The organism is Pedococcus sp. P2_E5 (assembly GCF_056403895.1).
This window is the reverse complement of the sequence record NZ_JBFUEP010000013.1, coordinates 47174-70673: the sequence shown is the minus strand read 5'-3', so window position 1 is coordinate 70673 and position 23500 is coordinate 47174. Positions and strand designations below refer to the sequence as shown.

General features: G+C 69.3%; 18 protein-coding genes and 1 tRNA gene. 3 read left to right on the top strand and 16 right to left on the bottom strand.

Annotated elements, in window-relative coordinates; genetic code table 11:
* Positions 1-213: 213 nt before the first annotated feature.
* Positions 214-2559, top strand: coding sequence for a (Fe-S)-binding protein (locus tag AC1DVZ_RS06235; RefSeq protein WP_477617312.1), 2346 nt, complete (start codon positions 214-216; stop codon positions 2557-2559).
* A 155-nt stretch (positions 2560-2714) separates the two neighbouring features.
* Here AC1DVZ_RS06235 and AC1DVZ_RS06230 read toward each other — a convergent pair whose 3' ends face one another.
* The 6 genes from AC1DVZ_RS06230 to AC1DVZ_RS06205 form a co-directional block, all read right to left on the bottom strand.
* Entirely contained in the window at positions 2715-3476 is a 762-nt protein-coding gene (locus AC1DVZ_RS06230) for a lysophospholipid acyltransferase family protein (protein WP_477617311.1), read from the bottom strand.
* Between the two features lie 35 nt (positions 3477-3511).
* Complete coding sequence (locus AC1DVZ_RS06225) at positions 3512-5944, bottom strand: LuxR C-terminal-related transcriptional regulator (RefSeq protein ID WP_477617310.1); 2433 nt, start codon at positions 5942-5944, stop codon at positions 3512-3514.
* Between the two features lie 251 nt (positions 5945-6195).
* Entirely contained in the window at positions 6196-7128 is a 933-nt protein-coding gene (locus AC1DVZ_RS06220) for an ABC transporter substrate-binding protein (protein WP_477617309.1), read from the bottom strand.
* Between the two features lie 20 nt (positions 7129-7148).
* Positions 7149-7946 (bottom strand): ABC transporter permease, encoded by a 798-nt coding sequence (locus tag AC1DVZ_RS06215; RefSeq protein ID WP_477617308.1) that lies wholly within the window; start codon positions 7944-7946, stop codon positions 7149-7151.
* Positions 7943-8590 (bottom strand): ABC transporter permease, encoded by a 648-nt coding sequence (locus AC1DVZ_RS06210; protein WP_477617307.1) that lies wholly within the window; start codon positions 8588-8590, stop codon positions 7943-7945. Before AC1DVZ_RS06210 ends, AC1DVZ_RS06215 begins: the two co-directional genes overlap by 4 nt.
* The gene (locus AC1DVZ_RS06205; RefSeq protein ID WP_477617306.1) at positions 8587-9705 is read right to left on the bottom strand and encodes an ABC transporter ATP-binding protein; all 1119 of its coding nucleotides are present in this window, start codon (positions 9703-9705) and stop codon (positions 8587-8589) included. Before AC1DVZ_RS06205 ends, AC1DVZ_RS06210 begins: the two co-directional genes overlap by 4 nt.
* A 71-nt stretch (positions 9706-9776) precedes the next feature.
* On the opposite strand from AC1DVZ_RS06205, the gene AC1DVZ_RS06200 reads away from it, so the two are divergent.
* Positions 9777-11234, top strand: coding sequence for an aromatic amino acid ammonia-lyase (locus tag AC1DVZ_RS06200; RefSeq protein ID WP_477617305.1), 1458 nt, complete (start codon positions 9777-9779; stop codon positions 11232-11234).
* Between the two features lie 27 nt (positions 11235-11261).
* Here AC1DVZ_RS06200 and AC1DVZ_RS06195 read toward each other — a convergent pair whose 3' ends face one another.
* The 3 genes from AC1DVZ_RS06195 to dcd all read right to left on the bottom strand — a co-directional run bounded on the left by AC1DVZ_RS06195 (position 11262) and on the right by dcd (position 13624).
* Positions 11262-11930 carry an alpha/beta hydrolase gene (locus AC1DVZ_RS06195; RefSeq protein ID WP_477617304.1) on the bottom strand — a complete coding sequence of 223 codons (669 nt, stop codon included), beginning with the start codon at positions 11928-11930 and terminating at the stop codon, positions 11262-11264.
* 86 nt (positions 11931-12016) lie between these two features.
* Complete coding sequence (locus AC1DVZ_RS06190; RefSeq protein WP_477617303.1) at positions 12017-12964, bottom strand: aldo/keto reductase; 948 nt, start codon at positions 12962-12964, stop codon at positions 12017-12019.
* A gap of 84 nt (positions 12965-13048) precedes the next feature.
* Positions 13049-13624: a dCTP deaminase gene (dcd, locus tag AC1DVZ_RS06185; protein WP_477617302.1), complete on the bottom strand. Its 576-nt coding sequence runs from the start codon at positions 13622-13624 to the stop codon at positions 13049-13051.
* A 116-nt stretch (positions 13625-13740) separates the two neighbouring features.
* Here dcd and AC1DVZ_RS06180 point away from each other — a divergent pair.
* Positions 13741-13811 (top strand) — tRNA-Gly (locus tag AC1DVZ_RS06180).
* 217 nt (positions 13812-14028) lie between these two features.
* On the opposite strand, the gene AC1DVZ_RS06175 is transcribed toward AC1DVZ_RS06180, so the two are convergent.
* The 7 genes from AC1DVZ_RS06175 to AC1DVZ_RS06145 all read right to left on the bottom strand — a co-directional run bounded on the left by AC1DVZ_RS06175 (position 14029) and on the right by AC1DVZ_RS06145 (position 23441).
* Positions 14029-17154: a beta strand repeat-containing protein gene (locus AC1DVZ_RS06175; protein WP_477617301.1), complete on the bottom strand. Its 3126-nt coding sequence runs from the start codon at positions 17152-17154 to the stop codon at positions 14029-14031.
* Positions 17155-17363: 209 nt separating this feature from the next.
* Positions 17364-17618, bottom strand: a complete 255-nt coding sequence (locus AC1DVZ_RS06170; RefSeq protein WP_477617300.1) for a DUF3303 domain-containing protein — start codon at positions 17616-17618, stop codon at positions 17364-17366.
* A 79-nt stretch (positions 17619-17697) separates the two neighbouring features.
* Positions 17698-19296, bottom strand: coding sequence for a glycoside hydrolase family 66 protein (locus AC1DVZ_RS06165; protein WP_477617299.1), 1599 nt, complete (start codon positions 19294-19296; stop codon positions 17698-17700).
* A complete protein-coding gene (locus tag AC1DVZ_RS06160) occupies positions 19296-20402 on the bottom strand; it encodes a glycoside hydrolase family 15 protein (protein ID WP_477617298.1) in 1107 nt (368 codons plus the stop codon). The genes AC1DVZ_RS06165 and AC1DVZ_RS06160 overlap by 1 nt, the downstream gene beginning before the upstream one ends.
* Positions 20399-21250: a carbohydrate ABC transporter permease gene (locus AC1DVZ_RS06155; protein ID WP_477617297.1), complete on the bottom strand. Its 852-nt coding sequence runs from the start codon at positions 21248-21250 to the stop codon at positions 20399-20401. Before AC1DVZ_RS06155 ends, AC1DVZ_RS06160 begins: the two co-directional genes overlap by 4 nt.
* On the bottom strand, positions 21247-22182 hold the full coding sequence (locus AC1DVZ_RS06150) for a carbohydrate ABC transporter permease (RefSeq protein WP_477617296.1): 936 nt from the start codon (positions 22180-22182) through the stop codon (positions 21247-21249). The genes AC1DVZ_RS06155 and AC1DVZ_RS06150 overlap by 4 nt, the downstream gene beginning before the upstream one ends.
* The gene (locus tag AC1DVZ_RS06145) at positions 22179-23441 is read right to left on the bottom strand and encodes an extracellular solute-binding protein (protein WP_477617295.1); all 1263 of its coding nucleotides are present in this window, start codon (positions 23439-23441) and stop codon (positions 22179-22181) included. Before AC1DVZ_RS06145 ends, AC1DVZ_RS06150 begins: the two co-directional genes overlap by 4 nt.
* Positions 23442-23500 lie beyond the last annotated feature (59 nt).

Sequence of the window (23500 nt, the reverse complement as noted above, 5' to 3'; positions counted from 1 at the left end):
TGCGCGCGGACGTGGACGTTCGTCCTGTTCAGCGAACCAGACGTTATGCGTATTCCAACAGATCGTTATGCAATCTGGCAACGCTCGCCCACGTGGCGGGCAACGAAAACGCGGCGCACGGCATACGACGCGGCTTTGAGCCTGGTCGCCGCGGCATTGAGCCTGCTCACAATCGGGGTAAGCAGGCGCTTACCAGCCAGTAGAGTGACGGCCATGTCTGCGCTCGAGATCGTCGCGCTCGTCGTCTGCGGAGTGGTCGCCCTGGTGGGGATCGCCCTGTTCGCACGAGTCATCCGGCAGTTCCTCGCCGTCTTCCGCCTGGGTCAGCCCGACGGGACCCGCACGGACGACAAGGGCGCGAGGACGGTGACGCTGCTGCGCGAGTTCCTGGGGCACACCCGGATGTCGCGGCTGCCGGTCGTAGCGGTGGCGCACTGGTTCACGATGATCAGCTTCGGGGTGCTGTTCTTCACGCTGCTCAACGCGTTCGGGCAGCTGGTCAAGGCTGACTTCGCGCTGCCGGTCATCGGCCACTTCTTCCTGTACGAGTGGGTCACGGAGTTCTTCGCCTGGACCGGTCTGGTCGGGATCATCGCCCTGATCGCGATCCGCCAGAAGAACCACCCGCGGTCGGCGGCGGGCGAGGGCGGGCGCCGGTCGCGCTTCTTCGGGTCGAGCTTCTGGCAGGCCTACTACGTCGAGGCCACGATCCTGGGTGTCACGGTCTGCATCATCAGCCTGCGCGCGCTGGAGTACGCGCTGGACTTCAACGGCGGCACCCAGGGGACCACTGCGGTGGGGCACGCGAACGCGTTGCACTACCCGCTGACCGGCTGGCTGGGCGAGGGGTTCAAGGGCTGGTCCGTGTCCCGCCTCGAGAACGTCATCGTGGTCGTCGCCGCGGTGAAGATCCTCATCTCGTTCGCGTGGATGATCACCATCTCGCTGCAGCCCACCATGGGCGTCGCGTGGCACCGGTTCCTCGCGTTCTTCAACATCTTCCTCAAGCGCCACGCCGACGGTCGCACCTCCCTGGGCGAGCTCCAACCGATGATGGTCAAGGGCGTGCCCGTCGACTTCGAGAACATCGAGGACATGGACGAGGACGCCGCGCTCGGGGTCGGCAAGGTCGAGGACTTCACCTGGAAGGGCCTGYTCGACTTCACCACCTGCACCGAGTGCGGTCGCTGCCAGTCCCAGTGCCCCGCCTGGAACACCGACAAGCCGCTGTCGCCCAAGATGCTCGTCATGGCGATGCGCGACCACGCGCACGCCAAGGCCCCGTGGCTGCTGGCCACCGAGGCCGAGCGCGAGGAGCTGGGCGAGTCCGCCGCCGCGCTGGCCGAGCTGCCGCTGGTGGGCGACACCGGCTACGACATCACGAACCCGCTCGCGGCCTACAACCCGCACGGACCCGACGCGGTCATCGACCAGGACGTGCTGTGGTCGTGCACCACCTGTGGCGCCTGCGTCGAGCAGTGCCCCGTCGACATCGAGCACGTCGATGCGATCGTCGACATGCGCCGCTACCAGGTGCTGATCGAGTCGGCGTTCCCCAACGAGCTGAACGGCCTCTTCAAGAACCTCGAGAACAAGGGCAACCCGTGGGGCATGGCGGCGCGCGCGCGGCTGGACTGGGCCAAGGACCTGCCGTTCGAGGTCAAGATCCTCGGCCAGGACGTCGAGTCCGCCGACGACGTGGACTACCTGTTCTGGGTCGGCTGCGCCGGCGCCTACGAGGACCGCGCCAAGAAGACCACCCGCGCCGTGGCCGAGCTGCTCGACCAGGCCGGGGTCACCTTCGCCATCCTCGGCGACGGCGAGTCCTGCACCGGCGACTCCGCCCGCCGGGCCGGCAACGAGTTCCTCTTCCAGATGCTCGCCCAGCAGAACGTCGAGACCCTCAACGAGGCCGGCGCGACCAAGATCGTCGTCACCTGCGCGCACTGCTTCAACACCATCAAGAACGAGTACCCCCAGCTCGGCGGCAAGTACGAGGTCGTCCACCACACCCAGCTGCTCAACCGGCTCGTGCGCGAGAAGAAGCTCGTCCCGGTCGCCCGCCCCGCCGACGTGCCCGGCAAGTCGTCGACCAAGGACGTCGCCTCCACCGCGGGCACCGTGACCTACCACGACCCCTGCTACCTCGGCCGGCACAACGGCGTCTACGCCCCGCCCCGCGAGCTCATCGGCGCCCTGCCCGGTGTCGAGCTGCGCGAGATGGAACGCACCAAGGAGAAGTCGTTCTGCTGCGGCGCCGGCGGTGCCCGCATGTGGATGGAGGAGAAGCTCGGCACGCGGATCAACACCAACCGCACCGACGAGGCCATCGGCACCGGTGCGGAACGCATCGCCATCGGCTGCCCCTTCTGCCGTGTGATGATGTCCGACGGCCTCACCGCCGCCCAGTCCGAGGGCAAGGCCCAGGACGTCGAGGTCGTCGACGTCGCCCAGATGCTGCTCGCCGCCGTCAAGCGCCGCGACGACCCCCAGCCGGCGGAGCCCGAAGCCATCGAGCCCGAGCCGACCCCCGACCCCGAGCCGCAACCCGTCGCCTGAGGTGCGGTATGCCGCGCGGCCAGCCCCGCGGCATACCCCCGTCTCCCTAACCTTTGCTAGCAAAGGTTGCTCGTTCCCGGACAGGTTGCAACCTGTCCGTCATCAAGGAACCTTTGCTAGCAAAGGTTCCTTGAAGCGCAGGGGCAGGGGCAGGGTCAGGGGCGGGTGTCGGCCTTGTGGACGGCGGCTTCGTCGAGACCTCGCGCGACGTCGACGGTCGGCGCGGCGCCACCTCGTGAGGCGGGCCACCACCAGGCGCCGGCTGGATCGCCCGGCGGCTGGGGGTAGCGCGCCACGAGCTCGTCGACCATGGTGGCCAGCCGGTCGTGCAACCGCGCGGTGAGCTCCTCCGCGGTCTCCCCCACCAGCGGCACGAGCGGCTCGCCCACCAGCACGTCCACAGCCTTGCTGCGACGCAGCGAGTAGCGACCGTCGACCGTGAAGATGCGGTGGACGCCCCAGTGGGCAACCGGGACCAGCGGCGCTCCGGTCGCCAGTGCGAGGTAGGCCGCGCCGCGCCGGAAGTCCGCGCGCTCCTTGACCACGAACGCCCGCCCGATCGTCGCCTCGGGATAGACCCCCACGACCTCACCGGCGCGCAACGCCCGCAGCGCCTGCCGGGCCGCGAGCTCACCATGCTCACGATCGACCGGAAGGTGCCGCATCCCGCGCATCAGCGGACCTGACAGTCGCGACCGGAAGACCGACTCCTTGGCCATGAACCGCACCAGCCTGCCCCGCTGCACCCCGGCCAGACCGACGAACATGAAGTCGAGGAAGCTGCTGTGGTTCGCGGCGACGACGACCGGCCCCCCGGTCGGCAGCCGATCGGCGCCGGACACCGTGATCCGCAGGTCGAACGCGCGGAACAACGCGCGGCAGAGCCTGATGACGAGGCGGTAGGTGAGGTCCGGCACAGGAAGTATTCGGAGCCGCGACCGCAGTCGCCTGCTCAGGCGATCTCGACCATCAGGGCCGCCAGCTTTGCGCGCGAGGCGATCTCGAGCTTGCGGAAGATGTGCGACAGGTGGGCATCGACCGTACGCGGTGACACGAACAGCTGCTCCGCGATCTGCCGGCTGGTGAGCCCTTCGGCCACGAGCTCGGCGACGCCGCGCTCGGCCCTGGTCAACACGTGCAGCGGTGAGGACGACGCCTCGGGCGCGACCTGACCGGCAAACAGGGCCACCACCGCGGTGACACCCTGCGCGGTGAACTGGCCGCCCTCGAGCCACCCGGTGGGACAGTCACGACGAGCCCCCGCGGCATACGCGACGCCCGGACGGTCACGGCCCACGGCACGGCGGCTGGCGCGCAGCGCTGCCGCGGCCCCCGCAACCGGCCGGTATGCCGCCGTGCCCGACTCCGCGGCGATGGCCGCCAGGCCGTCGAGTGCGTCGGCTGCCCGCAACGGCATCGGGACCTCGGCCGCCCGCCGCAGCACGGACAGGTAGGAGGCCTGCGCCTGCGCCGGTTCGCCGAGTGACATCAGGGCGTCGGCCACGAGCAGCCTGGCCTCGACCGCGTCGCGTCCCAGCTTGCTGCTGTCGGCCAGCACGACGATGTCGGCGGCCCTTCCTGCGGCCCGACTGACGTCGCCCGCCGCCAACAGGTCGCGGGCATCCTGGAGCTGGACGCACAGGCGGACGGCCCAGGGCAGGGTCTCGGCGTCGACGGCGAGGCCCGGCTCACCCGAGACCATGCGGTGCATCGTGTCGGCGAGCAGCGCGATGCGGTCCTCGCGGATCTCCTCGGCCTGGGTGCGGGCGAAGAGCGCCAATGACGCCGCCTCGACCAGGCGCCCCTGCTCCCAGGCGATCTTGGCCTGCATCGTGCGGGCGGACAGCGCGATCCACACCTCGTCCGGAGGGGGTGAGTCCACGATGACGGCTGCCAGCTTCTCGGCCTCGGCGAAGTCGCCGGCCGAGACGCAGACGTCCATGAGGGTGCGTCGGACCTGACGGATGACGTAGGGGTCGTCGCCACCCAGGGCGAGGGTTCGCTCGGCATCGGCACGCGCCGCGACCAGGTTTCCGGCGTCGAGGTGCATCTCGGCACGGATGGCCGCGGTCCTGGCCAGCTCGACATCGCGCATCGGTCCGTCCAGGGCGCTGGCGTGCTCCTCGGACCGCTGGAGCAGACGGAGTCCCTCATAGGTGCCGCGCACCTCGGACGCGCAGATGCCGGCTCGGCGGGCCAGCTGCGAGCCGATGATGGGCGGCCCGTCGCCGCTGGACAGCGCGGCGTCCATCATGTCCAGGGCTTCACGGGCCCGCATGGCGGCCGAGAGGGACGGGAAGGCCCGGTTGGCGATGGCGTAACCGCGCGGCCGGGTGGCTTCGACGGCGCACGCCTGTCGAACGGCGGTGTCGACGAGGGCCAGCTGGCCGAGGAAGGGCGCATCGGCCGACCCTTCGTTGACGGCCTGCGGAATGACCCGGTCGGCCCAGGCGAGCAGGCCGGTCAGGGACTGCTGGGCATCGTCCGTGGCCTCGGCGAGGGCGCGACCGACCTCCCTCATCGGTGGCAACAGGTCGAAGCTCCCGTCGGGGTGCACCTCGACGAGGCTGCGCCGGGCCAGGGCCGACGCGAGCTGGACGGCCTGGGGCCGGCTGACGCCGCACACATCCGCGAGGACATCGAGCCCGAGCGGACGCCCGATCACGGCGAGGCGCCGAAAGCACTGCTGCTGCGCTGCGTCGAGCAGGTCGTAGGACCGACGGACGGCCTCGGCGAGCGTGCCGGCCGGCGACACGTCGCTGACCCCGATCAGCGCGATCTGGACGGCGAGCTGCTCCACCAGCGAGGGCAGGCCGCCACTGGCCCGCAACAACCGACGCAGGAGGGCGTCGTGCTTGTCGAGGTCGACGGAGTGGCCCCCAGCGGCAGCCACGCGGGCCAGCAACAGCTCGAGGGCCGGACCCTCCAGAGTCCCGCGGGTCGACGGAACGGGCAGCGGCGGCAGCTTCAGCACCTGCTCGTGGGGCCGTCCCGCCACGGTCGTCGCCGTGCACAGGAGCTTCCAGTCCTCGGCGTCCTCGACGAGGTCGTTGAGCACTCCGCCTAGCCCCTCGATCGCGTCCACGCCATCGAGCACGAGCAGCGTGTCCCGACCGTCCAGGGCTCGCTTGAGTGCCAAGGTCGGCGAGTCACCCGGGGCGACCTCGGCATCGAGGGCATCGAGACACGCGGTGACGAGCGACTCGGTCGTCGAGTGCCGGTGGGCGGGGACCCAGGCCACGGCCGGTGCGGTGCTGGCGGTGTGCCGGGCCACGAGGGTCTTTCCACACCCGGGAGCGCCCGTCAGCGTCACCCATCGGTTGCTGCCGAGCAGAAGCCGGAGGCGATCGAGAACCTCGTCGCGACCCACGCACGGAGTCAGCATCCGGACAGGCTATCGAAAACCTGCTGACCAATATCGGTGGTTTCACCGATGCCGGCCCCCACCACCCCCCGGCACTCTGGTGGACAACGGAGATCACTGGATCCGACGTTACGGGAGGCGCGGAGGGGCACCTCCCGAAGTGGCGGATCTGGGATTGGCGGACCAGGGGTAACGCCGAAAGGCCGGGTCGTGCTCAGTCGTCCGTGCCGCACGTGCCAGGCGGGCCCGGCAGCGCCGGGCCCGCCCGAACGTCAGCTCAGGCTGTTCTTGCTCAGGAACTCCTTGGCCACGACGTCGGCGTCCTTCTTGTCGACGACGACCTCCTTGAGCAGGGCCGCCAGGGTGGCGGTGTCGAGCTTGGCCGACACGGCGTTGAGGGCTCCCTCGATGGTCGCGTTGCTCTTGCTCTTGGTGATGAGCGGCACGACGTTCTGGGCGGCGTACATGTTCTTGGGGTCCTCGAGCGCCACCAGGTCGTTGGCCGCGATGCTCGGGTCGGTGGTGAACAGGTCACCGGCGTCGATCTGGCCGTTCTTCAGCGCGGCGAGCGTGAGCGGGCCACCGGCGTCGAGCGGACGGAAGGCCTTGAACTCCAGGCCGTAGATCTTCTTGAAGCCGGGGATGCCGGTGTCGCGGGTCTTCCACTCCGGCGGGCCACCGACGGTGAGGGTGCTGGCCTTGCCGGCGAGGTCGGCGATCGACTTCACGCCCAGCTCGTCGGCGCGGGACTTCTTCATCACCAGCGCGTCCTTGTCCTCGGCCGCGGACTTGTCGAGCACGGTCAGCGTGGCCGGGACCGACGCCTTGAGCTCGGTGTAGACGGCCTCGGCGTCGGTGCCGGTCTGGCCCTTCTTGAAGTAGTCGCGCAGCACACCGGTGTACTCAGGGATGAGGTCGATCGACCCGTCCTGGAGGGCCGGGATGTAGGCCTCGCGGGCGCCGATGTTGAGCTTCTTCTCGACCTTGATGCCCTTGGCCTCGAGGGCACCGGCGTAGATCTCGGCCAGCAGGGCACTCTCGGGGAAGTCGGCCGAGCCGACCTTGATGGTGCTGGCAGCCCCGGCCCCGCTGGAGCTGCTGCTGCTCGTCGTGGCGAGCGGGTCGCCACCGGAGTTGCCGCACGCGGCGGTGGCCATCAGAGCGGCCGCCGTGGCGATCGTCAGGGTGATCTTGCTGAACTTCACGAAACCGCTCCTACTGTTGGTCAACTGGACTGGGAATCCACCGTACGCCGCGGCACCTGAATCTCTACATCGAGGGGGGTATTTGATCGCTTCGTGGACACCGTGGAGCCTCCCGCCGGGCGCGCGCTGCCCCGACCCGTCAGCCCCGGCGACACGGCATACCGTTGGACCAGGGCGAGCAACCCGTCGACGACGAGGGCGAGGACGGCCACCAGCAGCGCGCCTCCGGCCATCTGCGGGTAGTCGCGGATCTTCTGGCCGTCGATCAGGAAGCGCCCCAGCCCGCCAGTGCCGCCCACGGCGGCCAGGGTGGCTGTCGCGATCACCTGCAGTGTGGCCGATCGGAAACCGGAGAAGATCAGTGGAAGCGCGTTGGGGACCTCGACCCTGGCCAGCACCTGCGCACCGGTCATGCCCATGCCCTTGGCAGCATCGCGGGCGGCCGGATCGACACCCTCGACCCCTGCGTAGGCGCCAGCCATCATGGGCGGGATGGCGAGCACCACGAGAACGATGAGACTCGGGACGATGAAGGCCAGGTCGCGGTAGTCACCCTGGAACTTGGGGAACAGCCACAAGATCATGATGAAGAGGAGGCCCAGGCTCGGGATCGCCCGGGCGGCCCCGGCGAGGTTGACGACGAAGAAGCGCCCTCGCCCGGTGTGACCGATGACGAGGCCGAGCGGGATGGCGATGAGGGCCGCAACCAGCAAGGACAGCGCGGAGTACCAGACGTGCTCGAGGAGTCGGGTCGGGATGCCGTCGGGCCCGGACCAGTTGACCGGGTCCGTGAGCCAGCTGACCAGGTTGTTGATCATGCCCGGCCCCCTGTGGCGCGGACCCATGGCGTGAACAGTCTGGTCAGCACGATGATCACCAGGTCGAAGAGCAGCGCCAGCACGATGCAGGCCACGATGCCGACCACGAGGGGGTCGTAGAAGTCGCGGTAGAAGCCGTCACTGAAGAACATGCCCAGCTGGTCGACGCCGATGATGGTGGCGACGCTGACGATGCTGACGTTGCTCACCGCAGCCACCCGCAGGCCGGCCGAGATGACCGGGACCGCGAGGGGAAGCTCGATGGCGAAGAAGCGCTTGACCCGGGTGTAGCCCATGGCCGTGGCAGCCTGTTGGACGTGGTCGGGCACGGCCCCGAGGCCATCGGCGACGGTGCGCACCAGGAGCGCCACGGTGTAGAGGGTCATGGCGACCAGGACGTTGCGCGGGTCGAGGATCGGGATGCCCAGGAAGCCCGGAAGCATCACGAAGAGAGCCAGGCTGGGGATCGTGTAGAGCAGTCCGAAACCGGCGGTGAAGGGCGCGTAGAGGGCTTTGTACCGTCTCGCCAACCACCCCAGCGGCAGCGCGATGAGCAGCCCCAGGAGCAGGGGCACGCCGGAGAGGTAGGCGTGCTGGAGCCCGCGGCTCAGCACCTCGCCGAGGTGGTCCAAGAACCAGGTCATGCGGCTGGTGCACCCGGCTTTCCGGGGTCCGCCAGCTCGGGACGGCTGGTCTCCTCGATGGCGGTCAGCACCTCGTGGGCCTTGACGGTGCCGACCAGGGAGCCTGCGTCGTCGACGATCACGCCGCGGCGGCTCGGGCTGGACAGAGCCGAGTCGAGGGCGGCGCGCAGGGGCCCGCTCGCCCGCGCGACGGTGCCGCCGCGGTGCAGCAGCTCGGTGCGGACCTCACCCTTGACGCGCGCCGGCTCGACCCAGCCCAGCGGGTGGTTCTGGTCGTCGACGACGAGCACCCAGTCGGCGTCGATGCCCTCGACGCGCTCGCCCATGGCGACGGTGCGCTCCGCAGCCAGCGGCAGCCGAGGGGTCGCCTGGAAGGACAGCGCGCGGTAGCCGCGGTCGCGTCCCACGAAGTCCGCCACGAAGTCGTCCACGGGGTGGGAGAGGAGGTAGGCCGGTGCGGCGATCTGGGCGAGGTGCCCCCCGACCTTGAGCACGGCCACCTGGTCACCGAGCTTGATGGCCTCGTCGATGTCGTGGGTGACGAAGATGATCGTCTTGCCGAGGTCGCCCTGCAGCCGCAGGAACTCGTCCTGGAGCTGCTCGCGCACCACCGGGTCGACGGCGCTGAACGGCTCGTCCATCAGCATCACGGGCGGGTCGGCCGCCAGCGCCCGGGCCACCCCCACGCGTTGCTGCTGGCCACCCGACAGCTGGGCGGGGTAGCGCCTGGCGAACGCCGGGTCGAGCCCGACGCGCTCGAGGAGCTCCATCGAACGCTTCCGGGTCTCGGTCTTGTCCATGCCCAGCAGGCGCGGGACGGTCGAGACGTTGTCGAGCACGGTGCGGTGCGGGAACAGGCCGGCGTGCTGGATGACGTAGCCGATGCCGCGGCGCAGCTCGGACTCCTTCATCCGCCCGGTGTCCTTGCCGTCCAGCGTGATCGTGCCCGAGGAGGGCTGGATCATCCGGTTGATCATGCGCAGGGACGTCGTCTTGCCACAGCCCGAAGGACCGACCAACACGGTGATCTTGCCGCTGGGCGCCTCGAAGCTCAGGTGGTCGACGGCGACAGTGCCGTCCGGAAACTTCTTCGTGACACCGTCGAAGGCGATCATGCGGATCAACCTAACCCAGCACACCGACATCCGACACCGACATCCGTCACCGACCCGCGATACTTGGCGGCGTGACGCAACCGGTGCACCTCGACGGCCACAGCCTCGATCTCGACGCGCTGGAGCGCGCTGCCCAAGGGGCCTCCGCATCGATCGATCCGGCCGCCCTGGAGAAGGCTGAGCGCTCGCACCGCCATGCGGCAGAGGTCAGTTCGCGCCGCTCGGTCTACGGGCGCACCACGGGCGTCGGGGCCGCGCGCGACGAGAGCACCGACTCCGAGGTCGACCACGGGCTGCGGCTGCTGCGGTCGCACGCGGCGGGCTGGGGTGAGGAGATGCCGTCGACCGTGGTGCGGGCGGCGCTGGCCGTGCGGGCCAACCAGCTGCTCGCGGGCGGCTCGGGCGCCAACCCCCTGCTGGCGCAGGCGCTGGCCGACCTCGTGGGCGCGCCGGAGGCGGACCTGCCGATCGTGCACCGCTACGGCTCGCTCGGGACAGGTGACCTGACGGCCCTCGCCGAGGTGGGGCTCGCCCTCATCGGCGAGCGCGAGCGCTCCGGCGGCGAGCACCGCGCCGACCTGCAGCTCACGTCGGCCGACGCCCTGCCGCTGATGTCGTCCAATGCGTTCGCCATCGCCGAGACGGGACTCCATGCGGCCTCCCTCCACGCCCTGGCGCGCGCTGCTGACACTGTCTGTGCGCTGAGTTTCGTTGCCCTGCAAGGAAATCCGGAGGCTGTCAGCGAGACAGCCGCAGCGGCGACCCCCTTCCGGGGCGCCCAGGAGGTGATCCGCGTCCTGCGTGACCTGCTCGAGGACCAGCCCGGCGAGCCCGCCCACCTGCAGGACTTCTTCGGCCTGCGCACCTGGCCGCAGGTGCACGGACCGGTTCTCGACACGATCCTCGACCTCAAGGCCGTGGTCGAGACGGCAGCGAACACCGCCTCGGAGAACCCTCTCTTCACCGGCGTGGGGGACGTCGCCGAGGTGACGCACCACGGTGGCTTCCACGCGGCATACCTGGTGTTGGCGGTTGACACGACCCTGCTGGCCCTCACGCGGTCGGCCCAGGCCGTGCAGTCGCGGATCAGCCACACCCTCACCGACTCCGACAGCGGCCTGCCGCTCTTCCTTTCGGACGCGACGATGGGGTCCTCGGGGGTGCTGATCGCGGAATACGTTGCGGCGTCAGCCTTGTCGACGATCCGCGGGGTGGCTTCGACGCCGTCGAGCGTGCAGACAGCGGGGGTGTCGGCCGGCATCGAGGACGACGCGAGCTTCGCAGGGCAGGCGGCGCTGCGGCTGGGCGACGCCACCGCGGCCTACCGGCGGATGCTGGCCGTCGAGCTCGTGTGCACGGTGCGGGCGCTGCGGATGCGCGGGGTGGTGCCGGTGGGCGAGCTGGGAGCGGCGTTCGCGCGGTGCGAGAGCCTGCCGTCGGGCGTGGAGGACCGCGACCTCTCCCCCGAGCTCGCGACGGCCGAGCACATCGTGGAGCGGTATGCCGTGTCGACGCCGGAGGAGCGCTAGTCACCTGCGGCTGCCGCCCGGGTTCGGCTAGGCCTCGGCGGGACCGCTCGTGCAGGGCTGGTTCTCCTCGACGGCATCGCGGGCCAGCAGGTGGGTCGCGAGGAAGGCGGCGGACTCGCGGTGCCACCGGGCGGCCTGGCGCAGCATGGCGTGGCTCTCACCCTTGACCGCGTCGTAGGTGACGTCGGCCCCGAGCGCTCCCATCGCCGTCGCGAGCGCGCGGGAGGCTCGGGGCGAGGTCATCCGGTCGAGCGTGCCGTGCATGAACAACACGTGCAGACCCCGGTGCCAGCGGGCCCGGTCCTTGGCTTCGACCCACGGAGCCAGGGCCACGATGGCGGTGATGCGCTCGTCGTCGGCGAGGTGCAGGGCCACGCGGCCGCCCATCGAGTGCCCGAGCAGGCCGATCGGCACGCCGGGGTACTTCGCGGCGATCTGTTCGAGGGCGAGGCGGGTGTCCGCGAGCGGACTGGCCTTGTCCCCGTTCCAGCCGCGCACGGCATACCGGATCGAGGCCACGGCGATGGCTCCCTCGCCGGCCCCGCCGACGGCACGAGCGAACGGTGCCATCCGCAGCACCGCCCCCTGCCAGGGGCGGACCGGGCGGTTGCTGCGCGACTTGCCTCCGTGCAGGACGAGCACGACGGCGCGCGGCTGGTCGACCTCGATGGGCCAGAGCAGTCGGGGGGCGCGCACGGGTTCTCCTCACGGTGGGACGGTCGCAGTATTTCGTAGCCGGCGGCCGAGTGGATGGTGGGCCGACGCCGACGCGCCCCGCCGGCTCACCAGGCGTCGTCGAGGGCCCTTCGCTGGTCGTCGGTCAGGGTCAGGCGCGCCCCGTCGAGCGCCTCGGTGAGCTGCGTGGCACGGCTGGTGGCGACGATCGGGCGGATCGCGGGGTCGCCGCCGACCATCCAGGCCAGCACCACCGCGCTGCGGGACACCCCGAGGTCACCGGCGACCTCGGCGAGGGCCGCCTTGCGACGGTCGCTGCCGAGGTGGTCGAAGGCCTCCTCCGGCTCACGGTCGTCGCGGTCGTAGGAGCCCTGCATCAACGGGCTGTACGCCCACGCCTCCCACTGCGGGTTGGCCTCGAGGTAGTCGATCGTCTCGTCGGTGATCCAGCCCATCCGGTGGTCGTGGATGCGGTTGCGGACCATCGGGCGCGGCTGGAGGTAGGAGTAGCGCAGCTGGAGGGTGTCGGCGCCGGGCAGCCCCTGGCTCTCGGCGTGGGCGCGAGCCCGTTCGGCCCGCCAGACCGGCCAGTTCGACAGCCCGACACGCCCGATCCGACCCTCCGCCGCGTGCTGGCCCAGCGTCTCGGCCACCTGCTCGACGCYCACCTCGCGGTCGTCTCGGTGGGCGAAGAAGAGGTCGACGCTGTCGAGCCCCAGTCGGCGCAGGGACGCCTCGAACTGGGTGTCGATCGCCGCCTTGGACAGTCCGGTCGTGGCGCCGGGCGCGCCACCCCGGACTGGTTCGCAGCCCGCCTTCGTGGCGATCCTGACCCGGTCGCGCATGCCGGGGCGCGCGGCGAGCCAGCGGCCGATGAGCGCCTCGCTGTCCCCGCCGGCGCCGGTGTCGCTGAGCCAGAACGCGTAGCAGTCGGCCGTGTCGATCCACACCCCACCGCCGTCGACGAACTGGTCGAGCAGCGCGAACGAGGTGGCGTCGTCGATACGTGTGCCGAACTCCATTGCACCCAGGGCGATTCTCAGGTCAGCGGTCATGCCCCCACTCTGGTGCGTCGACCGCACCACACGTCAAGCGAGGTATGCCGCGGCGGTGAGCCCGCGGCATACCCGAGGGTGGTCTCAGACGTCGGTGACGTGGAAGTTCTTGAACGAGCGGCTCGCGGTGGGGCCGCGCTGGCCCTGGTAGTGGGAGCCGTACTTTGCTGAACCGTAAGGGTTCTCGACCGGGCTGGACAGGCGGAAGAAGCAGAGCTGACCGATCTTCATGCCCGGCCACAGCTTGATCGGGAGGGTGGCGACGTTGCTCAGCTCGAGCGTGACGTGACCGGTGAACCCGGGGTCGACGAAGCCAGCCGTCGCGTGGGTCAGCAGCCCGAGCCGGCCGAGGCTGGACTTGCCCTCGACGCGGGCGGCTACGTCGTCGGGGAGGGTGACCGTCTCGTAGATCGAGCCGAGGACGAACTCGCCGGGGTGCAGGATGAACGGCTCGCCCTGCTCGACCTCGACGAGGCGGGTGAGGTCGGGCTGGTCCTCGGCGGGGTCGATGAAGGGGTACTTGTGGTTGTCGAAGAGCCGGAAGAACTTGTCCAGCCGCACGTCGATGCTGCTCGGTTGGATCATGTCCGGGTCGTAGGGGGCGAGGACGACTCGCCCGTTGTCGATCTCGGCCTTGATGTCACGGTCGCTGAGCAGCACGGGGAGAGACTAACGCGAGGGGTATGCCGGCGGCCGTCAGTCTCGCGCGCGCGTTCGGTTAGACTTCCTGCCGCACCGCCTGCGGGCGGTGTTCACGTCGCTCGCGAGGGACGTGTGCCGGTGTAGCTCAATGGTAGAGCGCCAGCTTCCCAAGCTGGACACGCGAGTTCGATTCTCGTCACCGGCTCAAAGCAGAGAGGGACCCAGACACGCTTTTCCGTCTGGGTCCCTCTCTGCTTTGGTTTGAAAGTCCGCCGAGAATCGGGAGGAGCGCCGCCCGCGAGCGAAGCGAGCCCAGAGCGCGACGGCTCTCGTCACCGGCTCCAATACGAAGAGGACCCCGACACACCTTCCGTCGGGGTCCTCTTCGTATTGGAGCGGCCGAAGCGCTCCGGCCTTGCCTGCTAGCGGACGACCTGGACCTTGATCACCTGGGTCTGGCCGCCGACTCGCATACCGATGTTCCAGTAGCGCTGGTGCAGCATCGCCTTGCTGAAGGTCACGCCGAGGGCCCACCGGTTCGTGCCGGTCTTGATGAACCAGTTGTCCAAGCCGCGCGGCGCCTTGGGGTAGGGCATCGCGTCGACATATCGCGGCCGACTCGTCGCGGATGCCAGCATCGTGTAGGTGCGACCCGCGTGCACGGTGTACATGCCCTTGCTGAAGGTCGCGCCCTGGATCACGAACTTGCTCACCTGCGCGGTGAGCCGGGTCGTCGAGACGTTGCCAGCCTTGTCCGTCGCGGTCGCGGTGTATACCGCACTAGTGCCGCTGAGGCGCCGGCTGATGGTGCAGGACGCGACGCCCGAGAGTCCGTCGCGAGCGCTGCAGCGCCCGACCGGTGCGGTCGCAAAGTACGGCGCCTTGGTCGAGACGCCGGTGATCGCCACCGTCGGACGAGTCTGGTCGAGGTTGATGCCGGTGACCGAAACGGTTGCTGCGCCACCGTCGACAGCCATGATCGTCCGGGAGACAGACTGCGCCGCGCCGTTCGTGCTGAGCGTGACCGGTTGCGGGCAGCCGGCTACCAGTGCGGCGCCGTTCGGGGTGCAGGTGAAGCTCACCGTGACTGCGCTGCGGTACCAACCGCTCCTGCTCTTGGGGTTGGCGCTGGTGAGCGTCGCCGTGATGGTCGGGTTGTGTCGGGTCGTGGAAGCGGACGAGGCCAGGAAGTTGGAGTCGCCCTGGTACTGCACGGCAACCTCGTCGGCCTTGTCGGTCGGGAGGGAGTAGCTCAGCGTCGCGACTCCCGCGGCGAGCGTCGCAGTCCCGACCGGTGTGCCGTCGACGCTGAACGTGACGGTGCCGCTCGGCATACCCGAGCCCGGTGCCACAGGGGCGACGCTGGCCGTGATGCTGTCGGCCCGCGCGGTGATGGTCGGTGTCGTCGCAGCCTGGTCGACGACCAGTGTCTGAGGCGTTGCGCTGGAGGGTGCGTACTTCGTCGCCTCGAGGGGTGCGAAGACCGCCCCGACCTGGTGTGCGCCAGGCGTGAGGGTCCCCAGCGCGGGGCTGGTCGCCTGGCCGTTGCTCACGGTGACGGGTGCGCCGAGGTCCGTGCCGTCGACGGAGAACTGGATGTTCCCAGCCTGGCCTCCGCCAACGGTTGCGGTTGCGGTTGCGGGCTGGCCGAAGACCGACACGGCCGGGCTGAGGGTGACGGACACCGAGGTCGGCGCGAGCGCGACGGTCACGGTCTGGCTCACCTCCGGGGCGGCGGCGTAGTCGGCATTGCCAGCCTGGTCGGCGACGACGACACAGCTGCCGGCGTGGTCGAACGACAGGGTCGTCCCGGTGATCGAGCAGGCCGAGCCGGTCGTGGTGGGTGCGACGGCGAAGGTGGCCGGGTTGCCCGACGCGCCCCCGACCGCGGTGAGGGTCTGCGTGTCCCCCACGGTCGCCGGGGAGGTGAGCGGGGCGAAGGTGATGGCCTGGGCGACGACGCCGACGGCGACGGTCTGCTGGGCCTGGGGAGCGTCGAGGTAGTCGGCGTTGCCGGCCTGGTCGGCGTCCACGACGCAGGTGCCGGCGTGGTCGAAGGTGACGGTCGAACCGCTGATCGAGCACGTGGAGGCGCTAGCGGCATCGATGGAGAACGTCACGCTGTTCGCCGATGCGCCGCCGGTGGCCGCGACCGTGTAGGTGTCTCCCATCACGGCAGCGCTGGGGGCTGCGCTGGTGAACGTGATGGCCTGAGCAGCCTGGCCGACCGTGATCGTCTGGAGGTTGCTGATCGCGTCGGGGGAAGCGCCGTTGCTCGCGGTGACCGTGAAGGTGGAGATTCCACTGCTGGTCGGGGTGCCGGAGAGCACTCCGGCGCTGGTCAGGGCGAGCCCTGCCGGCAGCGTTCCGGAGGACACGGTGAAGGTGGGGCTGGGGTATCCGGACGCGGCGAACGTGTACGAGTACGGCGCCCCCACGGTGCCGGTGGTGGGTGCGCCTGCCGCGGTGAACAGCGGGGCGGCTGACAGATAGGTGAAGGCTCCGACAGCGGGGAGGGTGACTCCGCCTGCTGTGGACACGTTCACCGTCTGCACTCCGTTGGGGCGCGTCGGCGGCGCGGGAACAGTGGCCACCACCTGGGCGTCGGTCGAGGACGTCACTGTCGCGGCGAATCCACCGATGGTCACGGTCGCTCCCGCGAGGCCGGTGCCATCGATGGTCACCGAAGTACCGGGCACCCCGGCCGCAGGCGCGATCGAGGTGAGATGTGCTGGGTAGGACAACGTGACGATGCCGGGGCCGCCATGGCCGGAGACTGCGCCGGTCAGCGTGCCGGCGAAGTAGGAACCTCCACCGCCACCGCCGCCGTTGTTGCCGTTGTACCTGCCGCCACCGCCGCCGCTGTAACCACCACCGCCGGCGCCTGCGAACCCAGTCGTCCCGCCGCCACCGCCGAAGCCGCCGACTCCATAGCTGCCTGAGCCGCCGGACGCGCCATTCGCGACGGACTGGCCGCCTCCGCCCTGGGCACTACCACCGTTGGTGAGAAGGCCGCCGCCACCGCCGGCGGTACCGGCACCGCCGCCATTACCGTCGGTGCCTCCCGCGCCACCGCCGTTGAGACCAGGCGTGCCGGAGGTGCCGGTGCTGGCTTCCGATGGGAACACGTTCGATCCCGCGCCTCCGCCGCCGCCCGCCGCCGCCAGGATGCCGCTCTGGTCCGCGGTCCGGTAGATGAATGACCCGCCGCCACCGCCGGCCCCGGCACCGAACCTCACGCCGTCGCGGCCCATGCTGCCGGCGATGATGCGGAGCGTTTCGCCCGGGGTCACGGAGATCGTGCCGGTCAGCTCGGCTCCGCCCCAGCCCCCGCCGTATGCCGCGCCGCCCTGGGCACCGCTGATGTCGACGTAGAGCTGCGTGACACCTGCGGGCACGGTCCACGTTTGAACGGTCCCCGTGGCGCCGAAGGTCACGGCCGTGTCAGTGGTGGCTGCCATGGACGGAGCGGCTGCGATGACGGCCGCGGCCGTGATGGTGCTGACCGTTACGCCGGCGGCAAGCAGGCGATAGCGCAGGGAGTTCATGAAATGTGCAAACTTTCTGTCAAATATCGGTCAAGTCGGGCTTGCGCAGTAGAGCAGCATTCATGCCCCCTCGTTGGGTTTTCGGGTAGTTGGAACCAGACGGGTGAGTTTGGAGGGAACAGCTCGCGAATGAAGGTCGCGCCGGCTCAGACACGACGAAGGTCCCCCGAACGCGCTTCTCGTTCGGGGGACCTTCGTGAAGGTGTCGGTCACGCCTTGGGGACTGGGACCTCGCTCACCGGTGTGATCGTGCTGGTGCAGCGCTTGAAGCCGGGCCAGAGGAACTTGTGGACTGCATTGACGTCCTCGGCCTCGACGACCAGGAAGAGCGTGTGTTGGGCGTTCGCGCCGTAGCGACCGATCAGCGTGACCCCCTCGACACTGGCGTCATACAGCGAGTTGGAGCCGCCCTCGTCTCTAGGGCAAAGCTCAGGACTGTGAACCTGCGTGATGTGGAACAGCACTGATTCCTCCTCATGCACCCGCTTCAGTAGGGGATTCCATGGTGGACCGGGTTGGCGGTCCGTGTCACTGGGACACCGATCAGCGGTCGATGACCAGGACGCCCCAGGTGTCGAAGGTCGGCACCTCGACGGTGACGTGCTCGCCGCCTCCCTGCGTGTCCACGTCGTGCAGTCCCGGCCCCGACGCGGGGTGGCCGAACCTCACGCGCACGGACTCGGACGCCACGCGAAGGGTCAGCCTCAAGCCGATCGTGGGCTGCGTTTCCTGCCTCGCCACGTTCCACCGGCTGTCGCTCTGACCGGTGAAGTCGATGAACTGGAGAACCAGTCTGCGGCCCTGCGTCGAAGCACGCACCCAGACCGCGCCCGCCGTGGGGCGCAGGGAGACCGGCACTCCGGCGACTTCGACGTCGCCGTTGATCCCACCGACGAGGTGGGTCGTCGCCTCGAGGAGATCTGGGTCGAAGAGCAGGTCGCCGTTGGCGACGGCGAAGTCGGCGAAGGTGCGCAGCTGGCGAGCCGCCGACTCGTCGAGCGTCCCGTAGTTCGGGTAGTAGGGGTGCACGAGGACACCTGACTGCTCCCCGAAGAGGAGGTACTGCCCGCCCTCCGCCCAGGTGGTGGCCAGCGCGAGCTTGGCGGCCGCGACCTCCGCCGGCCCGCAGGCCTCCGCGAACGGCTCCAGGTAGGCGGCGAGGATGACCGGACGGTTGGGCGCGAGGGAGCGGGCCCCACGGACCAGCTCCACGAGGTCGGCGTGGTCGTCGTGCGGGGACCAGACCTCGATGTAGGTGGCGTCCTGCGCGGCCCGGACAGTGGTGCGCGTGGGGAAGTTGTTGACGTTGTTGAAGATCAGCGTGGCATCGGGCAGGCGACGACGGACGGCGTCGATGAAGCGGGGGAACGCCTCGGCCAGGTCGAGGAGCCCACCGCTGGCTGTCGTGGCGAGCTTGGGGTCGCCGTACTGATCTAGGTGCAGGCCGTCGAAACCGACCGCCTGGACCGCGCGCCCCATTTCCTCGACGATGTGCCTCGACCAGGATGAGCCCGGGGTGAGGTCCGTGTTCCACAGGAAGTCCCCGAGCATCCAAGGAGTTCCGTCGGGGTGGTTGATCACCTCCTCGAGGTGCTCGGCGGCATACTCCTTGCCCGCGGCATAGACCGCGGCATAGGCCAGCGCCTCGGCGCCCACACCGTGCACGGCGTCGACGAAGTCGCGGACGACGGCGAGCGACAGCTCGCGGCCGAGGGTGTCGGTGAAGACGTCCTCCGGTGGCAGCAGCTGGGCGTGGCGGTACATCCAGTCGTAGAACTGCACGTGCGTGATGTGGAACGAGCGCAGCGAATCGGCCACCTCGGCAGCATTGTCGCGGCCTGGGTTGAAGTCAGTGACGAAGCCGTACCGCGGGCGCGCGCACCGTTCGAGGAGCACGTCGTATGCCGTGTGCACGGCTTGGCCGTCCACCTCCAGCGTGACGGCGTAGGACCCGGCGTCGAACCTGCCGAGGGGCAGCCGCGTCCTTCCGTCGACGAGCTCCACCCAGCGTGACAGCACGGGATCGCCCAAGTGAGTCACCTCGAGCTGCCCACCGCCGGCGCGGGAGTCGACGAGCAGGACGACCTCGTCACCGAGGCCTGCGTCCGAGCGTTCCGGCCGGACGTCGAGGACGGTGGTCATCACAGCCCTCGCTCGTCGAGCAGGCCCAGCTCGTCGACCAGGACGAGGTACATGGCGTGCGACCACAGGAGGGGGGTCGCGACCGGGCCCCATCGGTCGACCCATTCGGCCACGTGGCCGAGACCCTGCGGGTGGTCGTCGACCTGCTCGGGCAGGTCCAGCGAAGGGGTGGCCGCGGACTCGATCCACTCCAGGCAAGCGATCGCTTCGTCCCGGCGGCCGAGCTCATTGAGCGCCCACCCGAGCCACGCGGTGAGGAGCACCCATTCACCGCCGCCGTAGAACGTGTCGCCGAGGTAGCGGCGGACTCCACCGCCAGGAACCTGCAGCTCGGCCTGGACCCGTTCCACCGTGCGGACGAAGGTGGGGTCGTCCGACTTCACCACCCCGAACGGCAGGGCCAGCCACAACAGCGAGGCGTCGACAGCGCTCGTTCCGGCGTACTTGACGAAGGTGCCATCGGACCGGAAGTCGTGCAGCAAGATCTCTTTGAGAGAACGCGCGGCGTCCTCGAAGACCTCATCGCCGAGGATCTTGGCTGCAGCGCCGAGTCCCGCAGAGCACGCAGCAACTGTGGCCGCGTGGCGGTGCTCGACGGACTCCTCCCAGCAGTCGTAGCACGACCGGTCTCGGGCGGCAGCGAGATAGCGGGCGACGAGCTCGACCGCCTCTCGCTCGTCGGACCGAGGGTCGCGACCCTGTCTGCTCAGATGATCGGCGAACGCCCACAACCACGTGCCGTAGCCGTCGAGCTGGAAGTTGGGCCACTCCTCCTCTCCGGACTCCTCGGCGCCGTCGAGCTCAAACCGGGTCGGCAGCATGGCGGCGACGTCGCCGTTCGTCGCGGCTGTGATGGCGACCTCGACCCGATCGCGCATGCCGAGGACCGTGCCGCACACCCACCGGTGGAACCGCTCGGCGGCCCGGTGGTCGCCGAGTCTGTCGAGGGCATCGGCGCAGAAGCTCCCGTCGCGCAGCCAGGCGAACCGGTACGTGTCGTAGGTCGGGCTGGCGACGAATGCGCCGCTCGCTGCCTGGCCTCCGGTGAGAACGGAGAGGGAGTGATCGATCAGCGCTGTGCGGATCGATGGGGTGGTGACGGTCATCCTTTGACGGCTCCTGCCTGGACGCCAGCGACGAACTGTCGCTGGAAGATGGCGAACACGGTGATCACGGGGACTACGGCGATCACGGAGGCGGCAAAGACCAGCCCCCATGACGTGGAGTGCTGCCCCTGGAAGAGGGCAATGGCGATGGGCAGGGTGCGCTTCTCCGGCGAGTCGATGACGGTGACCGCCCACACGAACTCGTCCCAGGCGCCGAGGAAGGAGAAGATGCCGGCGGTGGCCAGGGCGGGACGGCAGAGCGGGAGGATGAGGCTCCAGAAGATGCGGAACGGGCCCGCGCCGTCGATGAGCATGGCCTCGTCGAGGTCGCGCGGAATCGTCACGATGAACCCGCGGAGCAGGAAGGTCGTGAACGCCAGCTGGCCGGCGACGTAAAAGAGCACCAGGCCGAACCGGGAGTCCAGCACGTGCAGGTCCTTGGCCACGAGGTACTGCGGGATGATCAGCATCATCCCGGGGATCATCAGGGTCGCGATCAGGGTGAGGAAGATCGGGCGCTTGCCCGGGAACTCGAAGCGCGCGAACGCGTACGCCATCATCGCGCCGAGCAGCAGCACGCCGCTGACGGTGGCCACGGCGACCAGGACGCTGTTGAGGAAGTACGTCGCGAATCCCGTTGAGGCCCAAGCCTGCTGGTAGTTCGCGAGGGTGGGGTCGCGGGGCAGCAGCTTGGGAGGCACCTCGAGCACGTACGTCTGCTTCTTGAAGGACGTCGATACCATCATCAGGAACGGCACGCAGGTGACCAGCGCACCCGCTGACAGCACGGCATACCGTGCCCATGGGACGGGTCGGCGACGCAGCGACGGGACTGCGGCGGCGGTCACGCGCCCACCTCCTGGTCGTAGTGGAACAGGCGCATCTGTGCGAAGGACAGGGCGAAGATCACCAGGGCGAGCAGGTAGGCGATCGCGGAGCCGTAGCCGAAGTCGAGGAAGGTGAACGCCTGCTTGTACATGTAGCTCAGGACCACCTCGGTGTCGTTGGCCGGCCCTCCGCCTGTCATGACGAAGACCGAGATGAAGACGTTGAACCCGCCGATCACGAGCATCACGGTGACGAACGCGACGACCGGACGGAGCAGGGGGAGGATGACGCTGAAGAACTGGCGCACCGGCCCGGCACCGTCGACCGCTGCGGAGTCGAGGAGCTCGCGAGGCACCGCCTGGAGGGCCGCCAGGAAGATGAGCATCGACCACCCGACGCCCTTCCAGATGCCAAGCAGGCTGAGCGTGATCATCGCCGACCACCGTCCGCCCAGCCAGTCGACCGGCTGTGTGGTGAGGTGCAGCCAGTCCACCAGCACGTGGTTGACGAAGCCGGCCTGGGTGTTGAAGAGGTACTCGAAGACGAGGGACACGACGACCCAGCTGGTGATGACCGGGAGGTAGTACAGCGCGCGGAACACCACCCGGCCACGGATCGCGTTGTTGAGCAGCAGGGCCAGGAGCATGCCGATCACCATCTGCGCAGGAACCGTTGCGACGAGGTAGAAGACGGTGTTGACGGTCGCCTTGCCCAGGATCGGGTCGTGTAGCGCCCGGACGTACTGGTCGAGGCCGACGAACGGACTGACCGCACCCTTGACCACTTTCCAGTCGAAGAAGCTGATCCGCAGTGCCAGGAAGACCGGGTATGCGATGAGGGCCGCGAAGAGCAGCAGGCCGGGGGCCAGGAAGAGGTATGCCGTGCCCCAGTCCCGTCCGCGCCCCTGGGGGGAGCGGCGCGGACGGGCCTGGGTGGCTGGGGCAGTCGTCATCCCGCGAGCAGGGGATCGATCTGCTTGGCAGCATTGTCGAGCGCCTGCTGCACGGTCTGCTTGCCCTTGAGGGCCTTCTGCACCTCCGTCGAGATGATCGCCTCGATCTTGGGGTACTGCGGGTGCGGCAGTCGCGGCTGTGCCGTCTTGAGCTGCTCGGCGAAGATGGCGTAGTAGGGCTGGATGTCGGTCAGCTTGCTGCCGAGGTCGGTGAGCACTGGCATCTGGCCCACCTTGGCCATCGCGGTCTGCGCGTCCGCACCCAGCAGATAGCGAGCGAAGTCGGCGGCCTGTGGCTGGTGGTCGCAGCTGGAGGTCATGACGAGGTCCTCGCCGCCGACCACCGACACCGATCCACCCGGACCCGCCGGGACGAGCGCGGTCTTGAGGGCGAAGTCGGGGTTCTGCTTCTGGAAGATCGGGAACATCCATGGCCCGTCGAGGATGCTGGCGTACTGGCCCTTGGGCAGCCCGACCGAGGTCTCGACCCCACCCTTGGCGCCCAGGATGATGTCGGGCAGCTGGCCCTCCTTGTGGAGGTCGGCGAGCAGCTGCACGCCGGCCACGGACTGCGGCGAGTTGAGGTAGCCGGTCGCCTTGGTCATGTCCTTGTCCGTGACCGAGCCTCCCGCGGACCAGATCCAGGGGAACAGGTTCCACCCGCTGGTGCCGTTGTCCGCAAAGGCGACGTCCTTGGTCCCCTTGAGCTTGGCAGCGACGGCGCGCAGGTCGTCGAACGTCTTCGGCGCGCTGTTGAACCCTGCCTTCTTGAGTGTGGCCTCGTTGTACATCAGGACCCGAGTGTTGGTGTCCAGGGGCAGGCCGTAGTGCTTGCCCTTCCAGACGTTGGTGGCGAGGGCGCCGGGGTAGGTCTTGGCGGCGATGCTGTCGTAGTCCTTCATCACCCCGTCGAGGGCGGTGATGGCGCCCAGCTGGGCGAGCTCGGGGACCCAGATGATGTCGCTGCGCACCAGGCAGGGCAGGGTGCCACCGGCCGTGGAGGTCAGCAGCTTCTGGTGCAGCTGGTCGTACGGGAAGGCGACGGACTTGATGGTGATGTTGGGGTGCGTCTTCTCGAAGCCGGGGATCACCACGGTGTTGAGGGTGTTCACCTCGGGGCTGTCGGCACTGAGAGCGTGCCAGTACGTGATGGTCACCTTGCGGTTCGTGGCTGCGTCGGACGAAGGACCGTTGGCGCAGGCCGCCAGGCCAAGCACCGCGAGTCCGGCGACGGCCACGCAGACGGGGGATGCAGGCATGCGTATGACTCCTCGTTGAGACATGAGCAGGGGCGGGACGGAGGGCGGGGCGCCATCCG